Below are 20,723 nucleotides of genomic sequence, written 5' to 3' on the forward strand. Positions count from 1 at the left end.
TTTAAATGGTGTAAAATAATAAAGCAACAAAATAATGGTCGTGTAGCTCAGGGGATAGAGTACGTGCCTTCTAAGCATGTGGTCGCAGGTTCGAATCCTGCCACGATCGCCATTTTTTTTATTCATTTTTTTAAAAAAATAAAAAATATGTATATAATTATTAACGCATACAATTAAATACGCGAGTGTAGTTTAATGGTAGAACATCAGCCTTCCAAGCTGAATACGTGGGTCCGATTCCCATCACTTGCACCATTGCGGATGTAGTTCAATGGTAGAACATCAGGTTGCCAATCTGAATACGTGGGTCCGATTCCCATCATCCGCACCATTTGAGTAAAGTTCACCAAAATTGACATAGGCTAAGGCTTGTGTCAATTTTTATTTATAAAATCGCGCGAATACTGTTACTGCCATATTTCATAAAATCTTAAATCTGACAGTTATTATGGTTAATAAACATCGGCTCTTTTTTTTATTATTTTCTTTATTTTTTATTAAATAATAAGGTGCAATAAAAAATTCAAATTAAAAATTAAAGTTTGAAATATGAATAAAAAAAGTATGCAAAGACGTACTAAAACCATTATGATATTATTTTTATTTTATATTGAAATAAGCATTTAATTACGAGTTTAAATTTTTGTCCTATTTTAAGGCTATACATCTTTTTTGTTTTTAAAACATATTGATGTTTAATTTATTATAATTAACTTAATATTTAGCAAATACATTAATTGACTAAATATTAACCTTAAAAATATAAAGGAAAATTATGGCAAAAGTATTAATAATATATGGTTCAGTTATACCAAGAGAAAATTCAATTTCAACAAAAATGTTAGATCTTTTTGTTGATGAATATAAAAGAAATAATATTAATGATGAAATAAAAATTCTTGATTTAAATAATGAAGATATGTATTCATTAACTGACAAGAATTTTAAATTGTTTTATAGTGAAGAAAACTCTGACAAATATATAAATTTATTGAAGTCTGTTGATAAAGTTGTTATGAATGCGCCGATGATAAACTTCAATATTCCAACTATAATCAAGGCATTTTTTGACCGTATTGCAGTTGCAAATAAAACATTTTCATATAAATACGCAAGCAAAGGTTCTTCAATTGGTTTATTGAATAATTTAAAAGTTCAAATAATTGCAACGCAAGGAGCTCCATTAGGTTGATATCCATGAGCAAGTCATATTAATTATCTTGAAGGAATGTGAAAGTTTTTAGGTGCAAATCTTTCAGAAAGCATTTTATTAGCTGGCACAAAAGTTGAACCTTTAAATAAAATGCAACCTCATGAAATGGTTGAAACTATTAGTAAAGAAATTATTAAAAAAGCAAGCATATTTTAATTATTTTTTGTTATAATGTAAATGCAATTTTTATTGCCACATTAAAGTGGAAGAATTTGAAACAAATTCGTTTGAACCACTATAATCGAAAGGATTTTATTTATGGCTAAAAAAGTAGTCAAGAAAGCAAAATTACAATTTGCTGCCGGCCAAGCAAAACCAGGCCCAGCATTGGCTGGTGTTGGTATTAACATGCCAGAATTTACAAAGGCATTTAATGACAAAACAAGAGAAAGAGGAAATGAACCAGTTCCTGTTTTAATTACTGTTTATGAAGATAAATCATTTGAATTTAAATTATTTACTTCTCCAACATCATACAAGTTAATCGAAGCTGCCAAAATTAAAAAAGGTAGCGGAGTTGCAAACAAAGAAAAAGTTGGTTCTATAACAATTGATCAATTAAGAGCAATTGCAGAATATAAATTACCTGATTTAAATACAACTAAAATTGATTCAGCAATGAAACAAGTAGCTGGTACTGCAAAGAATATGGGAATTACAGTTGAAGGTTATGACGAATGACTAAAAGGAAGTGCTAACTAATGGCTAAAAGAATTACAAAAAACATTAAAAATGTTAAAAGCTTAGTTAATAAAAAAGACGTATTCCCTCTTGCAGATGCTATTGAATTAGCAAAAAAAGCTTCATTTGCAAAATTTGATGAATCTGTTGATATTGCAATTAGATTAAATCTTGATACAAGAAAATCAGATCAACAATTACGTGGATCAGTTGTACTTCCACACGGTACAGGAAAATCAGTTAAAGTTTTAGTAGCAACTGACGAAGTTTCAGCCCAAAAAGCTTCATTAGAAGCTGGAGCAGATTTTGTTTACAGTTCAGCTGAATTACCAGAAGTATTAAATCAAGATAAATATGATTTTGATGTAATAGTTGCCGATCCTAAAATGATGTTAGTTTTAGGAAAATTTGGTAAAAAATTAGGACCTAAAGGTTTAATGCCAAACCCAAAAACAGGAACAGTTACAATCAATCCTGCTAAAGCTGTTGAAGAACTTAAAAAAGGTAAAGCAAATTATCGTGCTGATAAGGGTGGAATTGTTCACGCCTCATTTGGTAAGAAATCAATGGAAACAAATGTTCTAGCAGAAAATGCTGATACTATTATTCAAACAATTAAGAGATTAAAACCTCAAACAGTTAAGGGTACATATGTTTTAAATATTACCGTTTCAACTTCTATGGGTCAATCTGTTAAAGTAAGAATTGATTAATATGTTGAAAAAAAGCAGTCTTAACACTGCTTTTTTATTTGTTTTTAATAAAAAAACAAAATTGTTAAAATAAAAAATACCTCAAAATTAGAGGTATTTTTTAAATTTAGTTAATTTTTTAGATTATAAAATGAGTTTTTGCCTTCGAATTTAGCTTCATTGCCTAATTCTGATTCTATTTTTAACAAGCGATTGTATTTAGCAATTCTATCTGTTCTTGAAAGAGAGCCGGTTTTGATTTCTCCAGTATTTAATGCTACTGCCAAATCTGCGATAAATGTATCTTCAGTTTCACCTGAACGGTGAGAAATTATTGCTACAAAGCCAGCTTTTTGTGACATTGTTATTGCCTTAAATGTTTCAGTTAATGAACCTATTTGATTTATTTTTATTAAAGATGCATTGATTGCGTGTTTGTCAATAGCCATTTGAATGTATTTTGGATTTGTTACAATTAAGTCATCTCCAACTAGTTGAACTTTGTTGCCAAATCTCTTATTCATTTTTATAAAGCCATCTCAATCGTTTTCATCATGTGAATCTTCAATAGAAATTATTGGGTATTTTTCAATTAAATGGCCATAATATTCAACAAATTCATCGCTAGTAAATGAATATTTAACATTTTGATATTTTTCAAATCCTGGGCGTTTTTCTTCAATTGCTTTCTTGAATTTTTTAAATACATATAATTTTGTATCTGAATGATAAAGTTCTGAACTTGCAGCATCCAAACAAATTGCTACTGCTTTTTCTCCTGAAGTAGCTGGATTATATCCTGCGACTTTAATTGCATTTACTAAAAAGTCCAATGCTTCTTCATGAGTGTGTAGGTTTGGTGCAAATCCACCTTCGTCTCCAACTTGTGTTCCATGACCTGCTTGTTTCAATAATTTTGCCAATGTATGAAATACGAAGTTTGCCATTTGCAATGATTCTTTAAATGTTTTTGCCCCAATAGGCATTATCATAAATTCTTGGAAGTCAATAGTATTTGAAGCATGTTCTCCACCATTAATAACGTTTAACATTGGCACTGGCATTTTGTATGCTACTTGGTTGTTTAATTTTGCCAAGTATTTATATAATGGAAGATTTGCTTCAATGGCACCAGCTTTTGCAATTGCTAATGAAACAGCTAATATTGCATTTGCCCCTAATTTTGATTTTGTTTCAGTTCCATCAAGATTAATCATTAAATTATCTAATTCTTCTTGCTTAGAAACTTCCTTGCCAATAATAGCTTTAGCAATAATATTATTAACATTATCGCATGCTAATTGCACACCTTTACCGCCAAATCAATTATTTTCGTATTTTGTTCCTTTGTCGCGTAATTCAAGTGCTTCTTTTGATCCTGTTGAAGCTCCTGATGGTACTAATGCTTCGGAATATGCAAGTTCAGTATTTAATTCAACTTTAACTGTTGGATTCCCTCTACTATCTAAAACTTCATAGGCATTAATCTTAATAATTTTTGACATAATTCTCCTATATGATTATTTAAAATAAAAGCTAAAAATAAATGCACATCATTTATGTTAGTTTACATAACAATTATATTATTAATTTTTAAAGGTAAAAAAATAATTGTTATTTTGTGTGTTCAATCTAAAAGAAACATAATTTTAAAAATATTTTTACGTAATGAAAAATTGCGATTTTAAATTAGTGTAAAATTTTATTTATGAATAACATTGATAATAATTTATTTTTTATTGAAGAAGAAATTAAAAAAATTGAAAAAATTGCAAAAGAAGACCCACTTAAAGCAATTTATATTTTAGATGAAGACAAAAAACAATTCTCTCTAAAAGAGGACTTGGATGATTTAGATGCATTGAGGGATAACATTGAGTTTCAACTTAAGAAACAAAATTTAATAACCTCAACAAAACTTGATACATTAAGTTTAATAAATAGTTTAAAAAACAAAAAAATGGGTTATGCATTTATGCTAAGCTACAACGAACTTAAAAAACGAGATGATATAGCAAAATATGCAATTGAATTTCAAGATTTTTTTAAAGGAAATGATTTTGATAGTAAAGGATTTCAAACATTGATTTATGACTTATTAGTCAATAGCAATATTGATTTTGAATACGATATTCAAAATAAAAAAATTAATCCCAAAAAATTAGGATCATTATTAAAGAATGCTGAAATTCAAAAGATGCAAGATGAAATCATTGCAACTTTTGATAAAGATATTTCAAAAAACAAGGTTGCAAGACAAGTGTTTTCAGCGTATTTATTTCAAAATTGAGTTGCAATCTTATTGCACGAAACAAAAGACGATTATTTAAAAATATCACACGTAATTGAAGTAATTTTAGGTAATCAAACGTCAGATTCACTTTCCAAAGAAGAAAAAGAGTTATATAACATTTTTAAATAAATTATTATGTATAATTTATAACATTAAACTAAAGGAGCATTTATGTCAAGAACATTAAATAAAAAAGAATCAGAATTAACTATTGAATATACAATTCAAGGTGAACAATGAGAAAATGCTAAAGAAAAAGCAAGAAAAGCATTAAGAGCCAATGTTCAAATCGATGGTTTTAGAAAAGGCCACGTTCCCGCTTTTGAAGCTGATAAAAGAATAAATCCAATTGAAGTTTATCAAAAAGCATTGGATAGTATTTTAGATAATATTTATAAAGAACAAATAATTAGCCAAATAACCAAAGATGACGAAATTGTTGGACATGCAAATTTAAGAATTAAAGATATAAATGAAGAAAAAGCAGAAATTTCATTTGTATTTCCACTTTTCCCAGAAGTTAAATTGGGAGATTACAAAAAATTGGGTGTTAAATTAGGATCATGTGAATTAACTAAAAAAGATTTAAATGATGCAAAATCACAAATAGCTTCAAACTATGTAGTTATGCTAGATTCTAAAGAACCAATTAAAGAAAAAGATCAAGTAAACTTTAATTTCAAAGGCTTTATTGACGGAAAACCATTTGATGGCGGAGAAGCTGAAAACTTTGATTTAGTAATTGGATCTAAACAATTTATTCCAGGCTTTGAAGACAAAATGATTGGCCTAAAAGCAGGAGAAGAAAAAGATTTAGATTTAGTATTTCCAGAAGATTATCATGCTAAGAATTTAGCAGGAAAATCTGTTGTTTTCCATGTAAAAATAAATTTTGTTAAAACTCCAAATTATCCAACAATCGATGATAATTTTGTAAAGGAAATTAATTTGCCAAATGTTAAAAACGTTGCTGAATTTGAAGAATATGTAAAATTTATTGCTTTAAAGAACAAATTAGCAAATGTTAAAAATGAATTTATTAATGAAGCAGTTAAAAAATTATCAGAACAATCAGAAGTTTCTTTATCAGAATCATTAGTTGAAGAAGAGGCAGATAAATACTATCAAAATTTCCTTAACAATTTAAAACAACAACAAATTACTGAAAAAGATTATTACGAATTTTCAAAGAGCACAAAAGAAGAATCATTAAATGTATTTAAAAAACAAGCCCAAATAAACTTAAAACAAATGTTTGTATTAGGTGCTATTGCCAAAGCTGAATCTTTAAAAGTAACATTAGAAGATTATGAAAAAGAAGTTGAAAAATTGGCAAAAACATACGGCTTAGCTCCTGAACATGTAAAACAAATTTTGAAATTTGAAAATGTTGAAAATAATTTAATTAATGAAAGAATTAGCGAAATTTTACTAAAAGAAAATGACACAAAAGCATTTGAAAACTTTGACAAACTATTAAAAGAAGTCGAAGAATATGAAGCTAAACAAACTCAAGCTATTGTAGATGAAGCTAAACGTAAAAGAGAAGAAGCAGAAAAAATAGCTAAAGAATCAAAAGAAAACATTGACGAACAAAAATAATATAATTTAAAAAGTGCCATAAAAATTGGCATTTTTTATTTATTATTTTTAACAATCATTAAAAATAAAATAATATTGTAAAATATTAACTATGAAAATATTTGAATTTAAATCAACTGAAATGAGAATTGCAGAGGCAACCCTTAAGAGGATAAATGCTTTAGAACCAGAAATATCAAAATTAAGCAACGAGGAATTGCAACAAAAAACTATAGAGTTTAAGTCGCGTTTAAAAGCAGGAGAAACGCCAGAACAAATTAGACCTGAAACGTTTGCTGTTTGTAGAGAAGCAACAAAACGTATTTTAGGCAAAAGACCATTTGATGTTCAAATGATAGGCGGAATAATTTTAGATTTAGGTTCTGTAGCAGAAATGAAAACCGGTGAAGGTAAAACTATTACTTCTATAGCACCAATTTATTTAAACGCAATTACTGGTCAATCTGTTATTGTTTCAACAGTTAATGAATATCTAGCAGAACGTGATGCTCAAGAAATGGGGCAAGTTTTTAACTTTTTAGGTTTAAGTGTTGGAATAAACAAATCTCAAATGTCAAGTGAGTTGAAAAGAGAAGCATATGCTTGCGATATTGTTTATTCTGTTCATTCTGAATTGGGTTTTGATTATTTACGCGACAATATGGCAATGAGTAAAGAAGAAAAAGTTCAACGCGGGCTTGATTTTATTTTACTAGATGAGGTAGATTCAATATTGATTGATGAAGCAAAAACTCCTTTAATTATTTCAGGCGGTGATAATGACGAAAGCAATTTGTATACAATTGCAGATTTGTTTGTAAGAACATTAAGTCAAGATGATTATTTTATTGATGAAGAAACAAAATCTGTTTATCTAACAGATAAAGGAATTGAAAAAGCTAATAAATATTTCAATTTTAAAAATCTTTATGATATAGAAAATTCTGAACTTGTTCATAGAATTCAAAATGCTTTAAGAGCACATAAAGTAATGAAATTAGATGTTGAATATATTGTTAGAAACGACAAAATTGAATTAGTTGATTCCTTCACAGGTAGAATAATGGAAGGAAGAGCTTATTCAGAAGGATTGCAACAAGCAATTCAAGCAAAAGAACGCGTTGAAATTGAATCAGAAACCAAAACATTAGCAACAATTACTTATCAAAATTTTTTCCGTCTATTTAAAAAAATAAGTGGTATGACAGGAACAGCAAAAACAGAAGAAAAAGAATTTATTGATATTTATAATATGAGGGTCAATGTTGTTCCAACAAATAAACCAATAGCTAGATTTGATGATAAAGATGAAATCTATGTTGATATGCACAGCAAATGAAAGGCAGTTACTGCAGAGGTTAAACGTGTTTATAAAAAGAAACAACCAATATTAATAGGAACTGCTCAAGTTGAAGATTCTGAAATATTGCATGAATATTTGCTATCTGAAGGCATACCTCATACAGTTTTAAATGCAAAGCAAGATGCTTCAGAAGCAGAAATTATTTCTAAAGCAGGACAAGTAGGAGCAGTTACAATTGCCACAAACATGGCCGGACGTGGAACAGATATCAAACCTTCAAAAGAAGCACTAGAATTAGGTGGATTGTATGTTTTAGGTACTGAAAAAGCTGAATCAAGAAGAATTGATAATCAACTAAAAGGACGTTCTGGCCGTCAAGGAGATGTAGGATATACAAAATTCTTTTTATCATTAGATGACCAATTAATTTTGCGTTTTTCAGTTCAAGATCACTGAAAAGAAATTTTCAAAGAATATGGCGAAGATCCAATTCCTGGTGAAGCAATTAGAAAGGCCTTTTTGAGGGCTCAAAAAAAGATTGAAGGGTTTAACTTTGATAATAGAAAAAGCGTCCTAAATTTTGATGACGTAATTAGACAACAACGTGATTTAATTTATGAACAACGTGATCTAATTTTAAATAGAGATGATCTTGGAACAATAATTAGAAAAATGATATCAGTTGCAGCAGAAAAAACAGTAAATAACCCATTCTTTATAAAAAACAATAGTTTGGATTTAATAGAATTTGTAAAGCATCTAAATAACAATTTTATGATTTTAACAAACAAAGAATTTAGTGTTGAAGAATTAGTTGAATATGATCGTGAAGAATTAATTCAATACTTAATTGAAACCTGAAATAAATGTTATGACCAACTAAGACAAAATATCATTGATAAATATGGGATATCTTCATTAATAAATTCTGAAAGAAATATAATATTAAGCGTTTTTGATGCTGCGTGACAAGATCATATTAATATAATGGACAGATTAAGAAGAAGTACAAATTTAGTTCAATATTCTCAAAAGAACCCATATCAAGTTTACACTCAATTGGGTTCAAAGAAATTCAAAGAATTAACAGGCAGAATTGCTTTGGAATGCACAATTAATTTAATGAATAATTACGACGCAATACCTTCAACAAATACTGATGTTGATTTATCATGGTTAACAAATGCTTTTGAAGAAAAAACAGATATGGCTCAAACAACTTCAAAGAACCAGCAAGCTCTTGAATTTATCAATTATTTATTGAAGTCAGAACGTGATCATTTGATTAAAGAAGGTTTAAACGAACAAGAAGTGGATGATAAACTAAAGGAAGTGGAAAGATCAATATTAAAAGAGTTCCAATTCCAACTTGCTTCTTTGCAAACTAATGAAGAAAAAAAATAACGAGTTGTTTAAAACCCGTTATTTTTTGTTATATATTCGCAATAAAATTCAACAGCCTTTTTCAATATTTCACAATCACTTTCGTATGTTATGCGATATAACAATGCATTTGTTGTATCTTGCCATTCAACTACCTTAATTTCACTATCTTGCTTAATTAAATCAAAAGATGTTGGCTTAGCAATAAAATAAACAACTTCTTTAGATATTAATTTTCCAATAATATATTTATTGACTTCTCTAAAACCTTTGAGCAATTTTATATCTATGTTAGTTTCTTCTTTTACTTCTCTAATCGCGGTTTCCTCTTCTGTTTCGTTTTTTTCAACATGGCCTTTTGGGAACCCTCAATGGCCTGCTGTTTGTTCAACTAATAAAACAAAAAGATTATCATTTTCTTCTTTGAAAATAATAGCGCCACACGACTTCTCTTTTTTCATTAGCGAAATTTCCCTTACCTTTCTTAACTACAATTTATTTATATAAATTATATAACAATAAAGAAAATGAGCATCTTGCCAAAAACTTAATTATTCATCTTTTTAAAAATAAAACTGCATAATATTAATGATGAAGCAATTGTAACTAAAAATATCGTACTTGAAATTCACATTTCAACTTTAATTACTTTGCCTTGTCAAAGTATACTTTGTAATAAATTATTATTTTTAGTCATTACTGCTTGAATGTATGTTTTTCTAATTGAAGGTAAAATTAAACCATTAACAATAAAACAAATTCCACATATCAAAATAAAAATGCTAATTATTAATAGAGTTTTTAATATCTTTTTGTTTGCAATTTCTGATTTAAATCTATATACTAAAAAGAAATTCAAAATATAATAAACAACGTAAAAACCGCAAATTATTTGTCCAAAGCAAGATATTGCAAGACGGCCATTATTTGAAAGCGATTGTATTGAAAATATCCCGGTAATCAAAAAAGAAATCAAAATCGCTAAAAAGCCAAACGCTGTTGTTATTAATAATCTTTTTATATTATTTTTTATAATATTGTTAATATCCATTATGCCTCTTTTGAAATATTATAAATGATAATAATAACCTTATTTTTGAATTTGGTAAAATTAAATTATTAAAAGGAGAAAATGTGGCACTTACTAATAAATATTTAGCATTGTATAGAAAATATAGACCAAAAATTTTTGATGATATAAAAGGCCAAGATCACATTGTAATAACATTGAAAAATATTATTTTGAATAATAAATTGAGTCATGCGTATTTATTTTGTGGTCCCCACGGAAATGGAAAAACTTCAACTGCTAAAGTTTTTGCAAACACAATTAATTGTTTACATAATCAAAGCGATATATTAAAACCATGTGAAGAATGTATCAAAAATGTCGATAGAAATCTAGATATTATAGAAATAGATGCTGCTTCTAATACCGGCATTGATGACATTAGAGAATTAAAAGAAAAAATAAAACATTTACCAACACAAAGCAAATATAAAATTTATATTATTGATGAAGTTCATATGCTTTCAAAAGCAGCCTTTAACGCTTTATTAAAAACAATTGAAGATCCACCTAGTCACATAATTTTTATTCTAGCAACAACTGATCCCCAAAAAATACCAGAAACTATTTTAAGTAGGGTTCAAAGATTCAATTTTAAACTTATGACAATTGAAACATTGGTTTCTCAATTGAAGGATATTTTCAATAAAGAAAATATTGAATATGAAGATGATGCAATTAATGTTATTGCTAAATTAGGAAATGGTAGTCTTAGAGATTCATTGAGTATTGCAGACCATGTTGCAATATATTGTGCCAATAAAGTTATTAAGAAAGAAGTTGTTGAACAATTATTTGGAATTGTAAATATAGATAATAAAATAGAGTTATTAAATTACATGTCAATGCATGATATTAATAAAACATTGAATCTTGCAAGAGAATTATTTAGTCAAGGTATTGATATAAACATCTTGATAAACGATTTAATAAACATTTTAAAAGAATGAATAATTTTTAATAAGACAAGAGATCAAAGTCTTGTTTCAACTGATTTTAAAATTTTATTGCAAATTAAAATTGATGATGTTAAAGCACACTATTACATTGAAACATTGATAGATCAATTGCATAGTATTGCTATAAGCGATAGTCCAGAAGATTATTTTGAAATTTTGTTATTAAAGTTATGCAACTTTTTAAGCCCAAAAGAAGAATATAAAAATTCTGCAGTTATGCCAAAAATTAGTAATGAGGAATTTAATAATTTTAATAGTCAAGAAAAGCAGGCCATTAATAAAAATAATATTTACAAATCATTGGATTTATCCTCAATAGCAAATGGATTCAATGCAAACAATTCCACAATACAAAATTCAAGTGATAATAATTCAACAGAAGACTTAGCTAATAATTCAAAAAAGATTGATGACTTATTAGAAAAAACTGCAGAAATATATTCATTAGATCAAACATCAGAGTTTGAAGTTGCTGATATTTCTAATCAAATAATAAGCAATAATCAAATTAGCATAGATTCAAATGTTGATAACCAAGAAACAACCGATTTACAAATATCGGAAAATTGAAAAGATTTAGTAAATGAGGATTTAATTTCAAAAGAAAATTCAGAAAATAAACATGTTCCTTTAGAAACAATAATCGACTGTTTATTAATAAAACAATATTTGAAAAACAATATGTTAAATGATGGTCGTAGTAATTTTACAGACATTGATGCTATTAAATATGGTATGTTAAGTCAAAAAATAACAGACAAAAATGAAATTAATATCTTATCAGACTTTAAAATTATTTTTTCAACGAATGATTTTATTTTGTTAACGTGTGATATAGATGAAAAAGTCTACGATTTAAATATAAATTCACATAATGAAAATATTATGGCTGCATTGAATAAAGTTTTTGATAGATATCTTTATGCTTATGCCATTACAAAAGATGAGATATTAGAAGCAAAGAAATATTGAAAGGCAAATATAAACGAAATAAGAGCCAAAAAAGTTAAACCTTTGGAAGATTTAAATTTAAAATACAATAAAACAGTTCAAAAAGATGTTGCTTGAGCGCAAGAAATTTTTGGAGATAAGTTCAAGTTGAACAAATAAAAATTAAATAAGGAGAGAGTAATATGAGTATGAACATGAATGAAATGCTTAAAAAAGCACGTAGAATTCAAACTGAAATGGAAAAAGATGAACAAGAAATTCAAAAGAAAGAATTTACTATTGAAAAGCAAGGTATAACCGTTGTTATGAATGGTTTGAGAAAATTAGTGTCTATAAAATTTAATCCTGCATTAATCGATCCAGATGATCCAGAATTATTAGAAGATTTATTAATGCTTGCAGTTAATGAAGCAATAGAAACAGTTGATAAGGCTTTTGATGAAATTAATGCTAAATATTCTGATAGTGGCCTTTCATTCTAATGAATAATATTGAGATACAAAAACTAGAAGAACTTTTAAAAACAGTTTTTGATTTTACTAAAAAACAATCTCAAAAATTTATATTCAACATTTTTAAATCATCAAGTGAAGATATAGATCAAATTTGCAATCAAATAAAAGCATTGAGAAATTCAATAAAGAAGTGTAATATTTGCAATAGATATAACGAAAATACAATTTGCAATATTTGCTTGGACACTAATCGAACAAAACAACTTATGTTAGTTGGCAATTCGTTAGATATTGATAAATTTGAAAATATTGGTTTGTATAAAGGAAAATATTTTGTATTTGATCAAAATATAAGCTTAAAGAATGAAGATTTTATAGTTTCAAGTTTATTAGAAAAATTAATAGATATATTAAAAGATAAGAATGAACTAATTCTTTCACTTTCCCCAACTATTGAGGGTCAATTTAATATGCATTATATTAAAAAATTCTTGAAAAACAAAATAAATTTTACAAATGTTTTTCAATTGTCAACTGGTATTCCTTTGGGCTCATCAGTTGAATATATTGATCAAGATACATTAAAAGAATCATTATTGAATAAAATCAAAATGTAGGAGGAGAAACATTTATGTCAAAGGGAAAATTTGTAGTATTTGAAGGGATGGATGGTTCAGGAAAAACAACTATTATAAAGAAATTAAAAGAATATTTAGAGTCTAAAAATAGACTAGATGATTTCGTATTTACAAGAGAACCAGGAAGCTCACATTCAAAAGAAGCAGAAGAAATAAGACAGCTAATTTTAGATAATGATAATTCTTTTAGTGTTATGGTGGATGCCTTATTATTTGCAGCAAGTAGAAGGTTAAATCTTGAAAAATGTGTTTGACCAGGATTGAAAAAAAATAAAACAGTTATTTCAGATAGGTATTGAACATCATCATTTGTTTATCAAGGAGTTTTAGGTGGTTTAGGACTTAAAAAAGTAAAAGATATCAACAATATTGCAACTGAAGAAACAACACCTGATTTAACTATATTCTTTGATATGGAGCCAGAACTATCAGTTGAAAGAATTACGCAAATTCGAAAAACAAAAACTGATAGATTAGAATCTACCAATGTTGAATATTACAAAAAACTAAGAGATTCTTATTGATATGTTATTAATCAAGGTAATGAAAAATATGAGATTATAAAATCTGATTGTAATATTGATGAATTATTTAAAAGAGTATTAAATGTATTAAAAGAAAATAAAATAATTTAATTTGATTTTGTCTTTTTATATTTAAGGTTGTAAAAATATGATAAACGAAAATTTGAGTAAAGTATTGGAAAATTCAATAAAAAACAATAAGCTCCAACAAGTTTATTTACTATTTTCACGTGCAAATCAAGATATTGATTTAGATATTTTAGAATTTGTTAGATTAGTTAATGATGAAAAACAAATAAGCTGGCATCAATGTTTGCAAAAAGAATATTGTTTTATTATTGATGGGAGCCAAGGCGAAATATCGAAAGAAAATTTACAGGAATTTTTAAATCGTGTTTCCAAAAGCTCTCTATTTGCTAATAAGTATAAATTTTTAATTATTAAGTGTGTTGAAAATATTACACTAAAGGCCGCAAATAGTATTTTGAAATTTTTAGAAAATCCTCCATTCAATACAATAATATTATTACATACAATAAAGCCCCAAAACGTTTTGAAAACAATCAAATCAAGATGTTTTATTATTGACATTCGTGATGATTTTAATGCTATTGTTAGCGTTGAAAGTTTTTTTATTACATATAAAATTGACGTAAGCAAGCAAAAACAATTTAGGGAACTTGCTGATTTAATATACAATTCACCAGCAAATCTATTTAATCTTATTTTGTTTTATATTCAACAATTAAATATAGAAAATTATAAAAATATTATTCTTTTTTCTATTTTTATTTTTAAACAAATTTATGAATTAAAAAATAGCATAAAAAAAGATAAAAATATTAGTAAATTTGATTCTATTTCAATATTAAATATTATTAATAATTTATATAATTTTGTTGAATTAATTGATAACAATAATTGTATTTTCAATATTCAAAAAGCAAAGTTAATTTTAAAATTAAAGGAAGAATATGAATAATAAAATTTATATAGTTGGAACTCCAATTGGAAATTTAGAAGATATAACATATAGAGCAATTAAGGTTTTACAATCCAGCGATATAATTTTGTGTGAAGATATAAGAGTTAGTCAAAAATTATTGCAACATTATGAAATTAATAACAAGCGCCTAATTGCATACCATAAATTTAATGAAAAAGAAATGACACCTAAAATTATTGAATTATTGCAACAAGGGATGATTATTTCATTGATTTCTGATGCCGGTATGCCTTGCATTTCTGATCCTGGTTTTGAAGTTATTAAAGCAGCTAAGGCAGCAAATATTGACATTGATGTAATTGGGGGCCCGACTGCTCTAATACATGCAATAATAAAGGCTAATTTGGATAATTGCTTCACATTTCTAGGCTTTTTAAAAGATAAGTCAGGTGCAAGACAAAATCAATTAAAATCTTTGACATTTGGCACATATGTTGCTTACGTTTCACCTCATAAATTGCTTTCAACTATTAAGGATTTTGAGATTATTTTTCAAGAGCAAGTTAAATTATTTTTAATTAAAGAAATGACAAAAATGTTTGAAACCTCATTTGAAGGAACACCTCAAGAAGTTCTAACACAACTAAGCAAAGAAGATCAACGCGGTGAATATACTCTTGTATTTAGTTTCAAAGAACCAAAGAAACTTAAAATTAACAAATATAAAAAAGAAATAAAATAAAAAAGTTCGGACGCGAACTTTTTATTATTTAATTTTTTAAATTTAGTTGTTATTTTTAGCAATAAATGCATCTAAACGGCTAGCTTTTCTAGAACCATTGTTTTGATGTAAAACGCCCTTTGAAACAGCTTTGTCAATTTCATGGTGAGCATTAGCTTGAAATTCAGCAGCTTTAGGATCTTTATTAACAGCAGCAATTTTTGCTTTCTTAATAGCTGTTTTAACTGATGATTTAACGGCTGAATTACGGATGTTTGCTTTTTCGTTAGATAATATTGCTTTTTGTTTTGATTTAATGTTTGCCATTTTTTGCCTTTCATGCTTAATAATTAGCAATAGTATTTTACAATAAAAAAGCGTTTTATTTAGAAAAATAATATTTTTATTAAAATATTCTATATGGTAACAAAGAAAAAATATGATGGATATCTTAAATATTCAAAAAATAATGAATCTGAGTTGATAAATTATTATCTAACTAATAATAAAAATATCTATTTAAAGTTAAACAAGGAACAAGAAATCGTAGCCTATGTGCCACATAAGTATATGAATACAATAATATTGGATAATTTTTTAAAATCATCGGTTCCTAAACTTCTAGAAATAAAAATAAAAATTGAGCAAAAGAAAATACTTGCAATTGATATAGAAAAAAATAAATTTTATTTATGAGGCAAGGAATCAAAATTTTTAATTCAAAAAAATATATTAAATTTATTTGAATTAAATAAGAATTTGAAAATCTTAAAACAAGGTATAGAATTTACTCTAAATAAATATTTAAAAAAAATATTACTGGAACTATCAACTTTATATGTAGAAAAATTTTGTAAATTATTATGCATACCATCTGAGTCAATAAAAGTAAGAATTTTGAAGAAAAATAATGCCTGGGGAACAAATCATTTTTTAAAAAGAACAATAACTTTTTCAGATCGATTGATTTTTTATAGAAAAGAAGTTTTGGAATACGTTGCTTGTCATGAAGTTGTTCATTTTATTTATCAAAATCATTCAACTGAATTTTGAAATATGGTAAAAAAATATATTCCTGACTTTAAACAAATAAAAAAGGAATTAAAAGATAAAATTTTTATATAGTTAGGAGATTTCATGGAAAATAAAACAAAATTTATAAATGGAATTATTATAGGATTAGTTTTGCTATTAACGATAGTTATAATTCTAATTTCAGTTTCTATTGTTCTTTCTAAAAAGAATAGAAGATTTTTAAAAGATCAAAAAGGATTTTTAGATTCATACAATGCACAATTAAAAAATATTAGTGAATCTATAAAAAATTGCAATTTTATAGGTGCTAACGATTATTCTTATGATGATCGAAGAATACACTTAGATGATATATTTGTTACTGATAAAATTATTTTTGTATTAAAGGCTTATATGTATGATTCTGATTCATCTATTCAAGGTGACTATTTTAGCAACGAATGAATTTTAACTAAATCAAATGGTAAAAAATCTAAGATACCCAATCAATTAATTAGTTTAAAAAAATCTATGAATAATTTTGGACTATTGTTTTCTAGTGAAATGAGTATATGTTCAATTTTTGTACATAATTTAAGCACGGAATTAAATATAGAAGATTTGCCATCGTTTCAAGGAATTTGCAATATTAAAGATTTATGTGCTTCAATAAAATCTGTATATAATTCGAATGTTAATTCAATGTATAACCAATCTGTTTCAACTATTTTCAATGTTTTAAATAATAAAATGGCAAAATAATTGTAAAAATTTAGTATTTTCAATAATTTTTCAATAAAACAACAATATCTTTTTGTTATTTTAGTGTTTTTGTGTAATAATTTAATTGTAAATATTAATATTTAATTTATTTATAAAATTTTTTAAAAAATAACCTTACGTAAGGAGTATCTTAAATATGGCAAAAGAACAAAAAACAGTATTAGAAAAATACTATATTTCTGAAACTTTTGATAAAGATAGAAATATTTCATTTAACTTTAAAAAGGCAAATAAGGGCATTTCAGGAAACTTTTTAAATTTTTCTAGCGCAGTTGAAGAATTTATTAAAGTTAGCGAAAATACACAAAACCCAACCAAATGTTGATTCCACCGTGATGGCGCTTACCGCGGATGCGTAAACATTGATGGTGCCCGTGTTATTGTTGAAAAAGTTGCTGAAAAACAAGTTAAAAACGAAGAAGCTATTGAATTTATCGAAAGAGAAGAATTGGTTGAAAAACCTGCATCAAAGGCTAAGAAAGTTGAAGAACCAAAACAAGAATGTGAATGCTCATGCTCTTGCGATTGTTTAACTGGTATAGAAAACAACAAACATTGAAAAGAATATTGAACAAAGAAATCTTCAAATAACATTGTTTGTTCAGGTATACAAGACCACAAAGGCGGAGAAAAACTATTTATTACTCTAACAGTGCTTTTATCGCTTCTAACAATTATTAATTTGATTTTGATTATTTTGTTAGCAACAAACGTTATTTAATCCAATAAATTAAAAAATAAAAACTGGAATTCCAGTTTTTATTTTTTAATTTATTTTAAATTCTTTTTTAATTGTTTTAAGTAATTTACAAATTCTTCTTTGCTGTATGTTTTAGAATCATCTTTTCCATATTCTCTAACTGATAAGGTATTTGTTTCAATTTCTTTTTTTCCAATTACTACTATAAATTTGGTCTTTAAAATTTGAGCATCACGAATCTTTTTATTTATTCTTTCTGGTCTTATATCAATATTAACATTAAAATCTTCATCTAAAAATTCGTTATACAAGTCTTGAGCTTTTTCGTTTAATTCATCATTTATAGGAATAATTGTTATTTGTCTTGGACTTAATCAAAATGGCAATACACCTTTTGTTTGTTCAAGTAGTGTTGCAATAAATCTTTCATAGGTTCCAATTAAACCTCTATGAATTAATACTGGTGTTACAAATTGTTCATTGCTATCAACAAATTTCATTTCGAACCTTGAAGGCAATAAGAAGTCTAATTGTAATGTTGACATAGTAATAATTCTATTTAATGCAGTTTTTACTTGAAAATCAACTTTAGGTCCATAAAAAGCAGCTTCGCCAATAAATTCTTTATATTTAATATTTAATTCGCCCAAAACTTCACGCAAGTCATTTTCTGCTTTATTTCACATTTCATCATTTTGGAAGAATTTTTGAGTATCTTGTGGATCTCTTAATGATAAAGAAATATGGTCTATTTCGATATTAAAATCTTTCAATGCTTGTAATATCATTTTATACAAGTGCTTAAATTCTGATCTTATTTGATCTGGTCTAACAAAAATGTGACCTTCTGTTAGATCCATTCCTCTAACTCTTTCAAGTCCGCTTAAAGCACCCGATGCTTCGTAACGATATAACCTTGATTGTTCTGAATATCTAATTGGCAAGTCTTTGTATGAACGTCTTGTTGAATTGAATAATATTATATGGTGAGGGCAGGTCATAGGTCTAGCAACTAATGTTTCGTTATCCATTTTAATTGGGGCAAACATAGTATCTTGGTAATGTGCTCAGTGTCCACTTATTTCATAAAGCTTCTTTTCACCAAAGTGTGGAGTTAGCACTTCTCTAAAACCAAATTTTTTATCAAGTTTTAAAACATAATCTCTAATTGCATTATGAATCTTCATTCCGTCTTCTAATCAAAATGGAAATCCTTGTCCACCTAATTGGTTAAAAGTGAATAAATTTAAATCTCTTCCTATTTTACGATGATCTCTTTCTTTTCTTTCCCTTAAGATATCTAAATATTTTGCTAATTCATCTTTTGTTTCCCAACAAGTACCATAGATTCTTGTTAACATCTTGTTTTTAGAATCACCTCTTCAATAAGCACCGGCTATTCCTAACAATTTGAAGTATTTAATTTCTCTAGAATTTTCAATATGGCCACCTGCACATAAGTCTGTAAATAGAATTTCTTTTGTTTTTGGATTTCAATATTGAAAGAATGTTATTTCTTTTCCTTCTTTTTTAAATTCTTCATAAAGTTCTTTTTTATATGGTTGATTTTCAAAAGAATATTGTTCAATGCCAACTTTTCGCATTTCGTAACCTTCTTTTGCTAATTCTTTCATTACTTTTTCAATATTTGGAAGATCTGATTCTAAAATTGGATTTTCAAATTCAAAGTCGTAATAGAACCCTTCTTCAATGGCTGGTCCAATTGCCAATTTAGCATTTGGATAAAGTTTTAATATAGCAGCCGCTAATAAATGGCTTGCTGAATGATTTAATTTTTTATTTGCTTCCATTATCTTAATCCTATTCCTTTTAATAACATATCTAAGTTAATTTGGGCAACTTCACTTGCCTTTTTTGCTCCCTCTTTACTCAATGTTTCAATTTGATTTAAGGCATTTTTATACTTATCTTGGATCTTAATTAAAAATTCCTTTACACATTGAGCGACAGCATTTTTAAATTCACCGTAATTGCTGTTTTTAAATTTTTCAGCGCTTTCTTGTAATGAAATATCATTTAAAGCACTATATATAGTCAAAAGGTTTTTTATGCCCGGCTTTTCATCTGACAAGTATATTTTTCCTTCTGAATCTGTAACAGCTTTTAATATTTTTTTGTATGCATCTTCTGGATCATCTAATAAATAAATTGCTGATTTAGGATTTGTATCAGATTTTGACATTTTCTTACTTGGGTCAGTTAAAGACATTATTTTGGCCCCAACTTCTGGTATATATGGTTCAGGTATTTTGTACGTTGTATTGAATTTATTATTTAATCTAATTGCTAAATTTCTAGTCAATTCAACATGTTGCTTTTGGTCGATGCCAACAGGAATAATATCTGCATTATATAGTAATATATCGCCAACCATTAAAGTAGGATACATTAAAATTCCTGTTGGAATTGTTTCCATACCATTTGCAGTTTTTATTTTAGCTGATTTATCTTTAAATTGCGTCATTCTTGACAATTCTCCGATTGTCGTATTTGTCAAAATTAATCAATTCATTAATCCATGTTGAATGACATCTGATTGAAAAAATAACACACTCTTTTTAGGGTCAATTCCACATGCAATATAAAGTGCAAAAATATCCTTTTTATTTTTTGATAATTGCTTAGGATCAATTGGCAACGTTAGAGCATGTAAATCTGCTATAAAAATGTAATTGTTATATTCTTCTTGCAATTTAACCATATTTTTTATAGCGCCAATATAATTTGCTAGCGTTAATTTACCAGTTGCAGTAATTCCGCTTAATAACGTCTTCTTTTCAGAATTTTGCATAATTA

General features: G+C 26.8%; 21 protein-coding genes and 3 tRNA genes. 18 read left to right on the top strand and 6 right to left on the bottom strand.

What is annotated here, in order from left to right; all coding sequences use genetic code 4:
- Positions 1-36 precede the first annotated feature (36 nt).
- The 6 genes from MHO_RS00475 (at position 37) to rplA (ending at position 2,607) form a co-directional block, all read left to right on the top strand.
- Positions 37-112: transfer RNA gene (locus MHO_RS00475), tRNA-Arg, on the top strand.
- A 69-nt stretch (positions 113-181) separates the two neighbouring features.
- Positions 182-255, top strand: a tRNA-Gly gene (locus tag MHO_RS00480).
- Positions 256-257: 2 nt separating this feature from the next.
- A tRNA-Gly gene (locus MHO_RS00485) sits at positions 258-331 on the top strand.
- A 444-nt stretch (positions 332-775) separates the two neighbouring features.
- Complete coding sequence (locus MHO_RS00490; RefSeq protein ID WP_012855363.1) at positions 776-1,369, top strand: FMN-dependent NADH-azoreductase; 594 nt, start codon at positions 776-778, stop codon at positions 1,367-1,369.
- A 102-nt stretch (positions 1,370-1,471) separates the two neighbouring features.
- A complete protein-coding gene (gene rplK / locus MHO_RS00495; protein WP_012855364.1) occupies positions 1,472-1,915 on the top strand; it encodes a 50S ribosomal protein L11 in 444 nt (147 codons plus the stop codon).
- Complete coding sequence (rplA, locus tag MHO_RS00500; RefSeq protein WP_012855365.1) at positions 1,915-2,607, top strand: 50S ribosomal protein L1; 693 nt, start codon at positions 1,915-1,917, stop codon at positions 2,605-2,607. The genes rplK and rplA overlap by 1 nt, the downstream gene beginning before the upstream one ends.
- A 110-nt stretch (positions 2,608-2,717) precedes the next feature.
- On the opposite strand, the gene eno is transcribed toward rplA, so the two are convergent.
- Complete coding sequence (eno, locus tag MHO_RS00505; RefSeq protein WP_012855366.1) at positions 2,718-4,091, bottom strand: phosphopyruvate hydratase; 1,374 nt, start codon at positions 4,089-4,091, stop codon at positions 2,718-2,720.
- Between the two features lie 203 nt (positions 4,092-4,294).
- Here eno and MHO_RS00510 point away from each other — a divergent pair, with 203 nt between their 5' ends.
- The 3 genes from MHO_RS00510 to secA all read left to right on the top strand — a co-directional run bounded on the left by MHO_RS00510 (position 4,295) and on the right by secA (position 9,167).
- The gene (locus tag MHO_RS00510; protein ID WP_012855367.1) at positions 4,295-5,008 is read left to right on the top strand and encodes a hypothetical protein; all 714 of its coding nucleotides are present in this window, start codon (positions 4,295-4,297) and stop codon (positions 5,006-5,008) included.
- Between the two features lie 42 nt (positions 5,009-5,050).
- Complete coding sequence (gene tig, locus MHO_RS00515; protein ID WP_012855368.1) at positions 5,051-6,481, top strand: trigger factor; 1,431 nt, start codon at positions 5,051-5,053, stop codon at positions 6,479-6,481.
- A gap of 91 nt (positions 6,482-6,572) precedes the next feature.
- Positions 6,573-9,167, top strand: a complete 2,595-nt coding sequence (gene secA / locus MHO_RS00520; protein ID WP_012855369.1) for a preprotein translocase subunit SecA — start codon at positions 6,573-6,575, stop codon at positions 9,165-9,167.
- Between the two features lie 8 nt (positions 9,168-9,175).
- Here the strand turns inward: secA and MHO_RS00525 are convergent, their stop codons facing one another.
- Positions 9,176-9,607: a bis(5'-nucleosyl)-tetraphosphatase gene (locus MHO_RS00525; protein ID WP_012855370.1), complete on the bottom strand. Its 432-nt coding sequence runs from the start codon at positions 9,605-9,607 to the stop codon at positions 9,176-9,178.
- 86 nt (positions 9,608-9,693) lie between these two features.
- Positions 9,694-10,197, bottom strand: a complete 504-nt coding sequence (locus MHO_RS00530) for a hypothetical protein (protein WP_012855371.1) — start codon at positions 10,195-10,197, stop codon at positions 9,694-9,696.
- An 83-nt stretch (positions 10,198-10,280) separates the two neighbouring features.
- On the opposite strand from MHO_RS00530, the gene dnaX reads away from it, so the two are divergent.
- The 6 genes from dnaX to rsmI are packed head-to-tail and all read left to right on the top strand — an operon-like array spanning position 10,281 to position 15,430.
- The gene (gene dnaX, locus MHO_RS00535; RefSeq protein WP_012855372.1) at positions 10,281-12,284 is read left to right on the top strand and encodes a DNA polymerase III subunit gamma/tau; all 2,004 of its coding nucleotides are present in this window, start codon (positions 10,281-10,283) and stop codon (positions 12,282-12,284) included.
- 23 nt (positions 12,285-12,307) lie between these two features.
- Positions 12,308-12,607 (top strand): YbaB/EbfC family nucleoid-associated protein, encoded by a 300-nt coding sequence (locus MHO_RS00540; RefSeq protein ID WP_012855373.1) that lies wholly within the window; start codon positions 12,308-12,310, stop codon positions 12,605-12,607.
- Positions 12,607-13,197, top strand: coding sequence for a toprim domain-containing protein (locus MHO_RS00545; RefSeq protein WP_012855374.1), 591 nt, complete (start codon positions 12,607-12,609; stop codon positions 13,195-13,197). Before MHO_RS00540 ends, MHO_RS00545 begins: the two co-directional genes overlap by 1 nt.
- A gap of 14 nt (positions 13,198-13,211) precedes the next feature.
- Positions 13,212-13,853, top strand: a complete 642-nt coding sequence (gene tmk, locus MHO_RS00550) for a dTMP kinase (protein ID WP_012855375.1) — start codon at positions 13,212-13,214, stop codon at positions 13,851-13,853.
- A gap of 37 nt (positions 13,854-13,890) precedes the next feature.
- Positions 13,891-14,724: a DNA polymerase III subunit gene (locus tag MHO_RS00555; protein ID WP_012855376.1), complete on the top strand. Its 834-nt coding sequence runs from the start codon at positions 13,891-13,893 to the stop codon at positions 14,722-14,724.
- Entirely contained in the window at positions 14,717-15,430 is a 714-nt protein-coding gene (gene rsmI / locus MHO_RS00560) for a 16S rRNA (cytidine(1402)-2'-O)-methyltransferase (protein WP_012855377.1), read from the top strand. Before MHO_RS00555 ends, rsmI begins: the two co-directional genes overlap by 8 nt.
- 42 nt (positions 15,431-15,472) lie before the next feature.
- On the opposite strand, the gene rpsT is transcribed toward rsmI, so the two are convergent.
- On the bottom strand, positions 15,473-15,736 hold the full coding sequence (gene rpsT, locus MHO_RS00565; RefSeq protein WP_012855378.1) for a 30S ribosomal protein S20: 264 nt from the start codon (positions 15,734-15,736) through the stop codon (positions 15,473-15,475).
- A 93-nt stretch (positions 15,737-15,829) separates the two neighbouring features.
- Between rpsT and MHO_RS00570 the strand changes: the two genes are divergently transcribed.
- The 3 genes from MHO_RS00570 (at position 15,830) to MHO_RS05225 (ending at position 17,927) form a co-directional block, all read left to right on the top strand.
- Positions 15,830-16,534, top strand: a complete 705-nt coding sequence (locus MHO_RS00570) for a M48 metallopeptidase family protein (RefSeq protein WP_012855379.1) — start codon at positions 15,830-15,832, stop codon at positions 16,532-16,534.
- A 12-nt stretch (positions 16,535-16,546) separates the two neighbouring features.
- Entirely contained in the window at positions 16,547-17,185 is a 639-nt protein-coding gene (locus MHO_RS05220; protein WP_012855380.1) for a hypothetical protein, read from the top strand.
- A 157-nt stretch (positions 17,186-17,342) separates the two neighbouring features.
- On the top strand, positions 17,343-17,927 hold the full coding sequence (locus MHO_RS05225; protein ID WP_012855381.1) for a hypothetical protein: 585 nt from the start codon (positions 17,343-17,345) through the stop codon (positions 17,925-17,927).
- A gap of 50 nt (positions 17,928-17,977) precedes the next feature.
- On the opposite strand, the gene thrS is transcribed toward MHO_RS05225, so the two are convergent.
- Positions 17,978-19,717 (bottom strand): threonine--tRNA ligase, encoded by a 1,740-nt coding sequence (gene thrS / locus MHO_RS00585; protein WP_012855382.1) that lies wholly within the window; start codon positions 19,715-19,717, stop codon positions 17,978-17,980.
- Entirely contained in the window at positions 19,717-20,718 is a 1,002-nt protein-coding gene (gene trpS / locus MHO_RS00590; RefSeq protein ID WP_012855383.1) for a tryptophan--tRNA ligase, read from the bottom strand. The genes thrS and trpS overlap by 1 nt, the downstream gene beginning before the upstream one ends.
- Positions 20,719-20,723: the final 5 nt, after the last annotated feature.

The organism is Metamycoplasma hominis ATCC 23114, assembly GCF_000085865.1.
GTDB lineage: Bacteria > Bacillota_I > Bacilli_A > Mycoplasmatales > Metamycoplasmataceae > Metamycoplasma > Metamycoplasma hominis.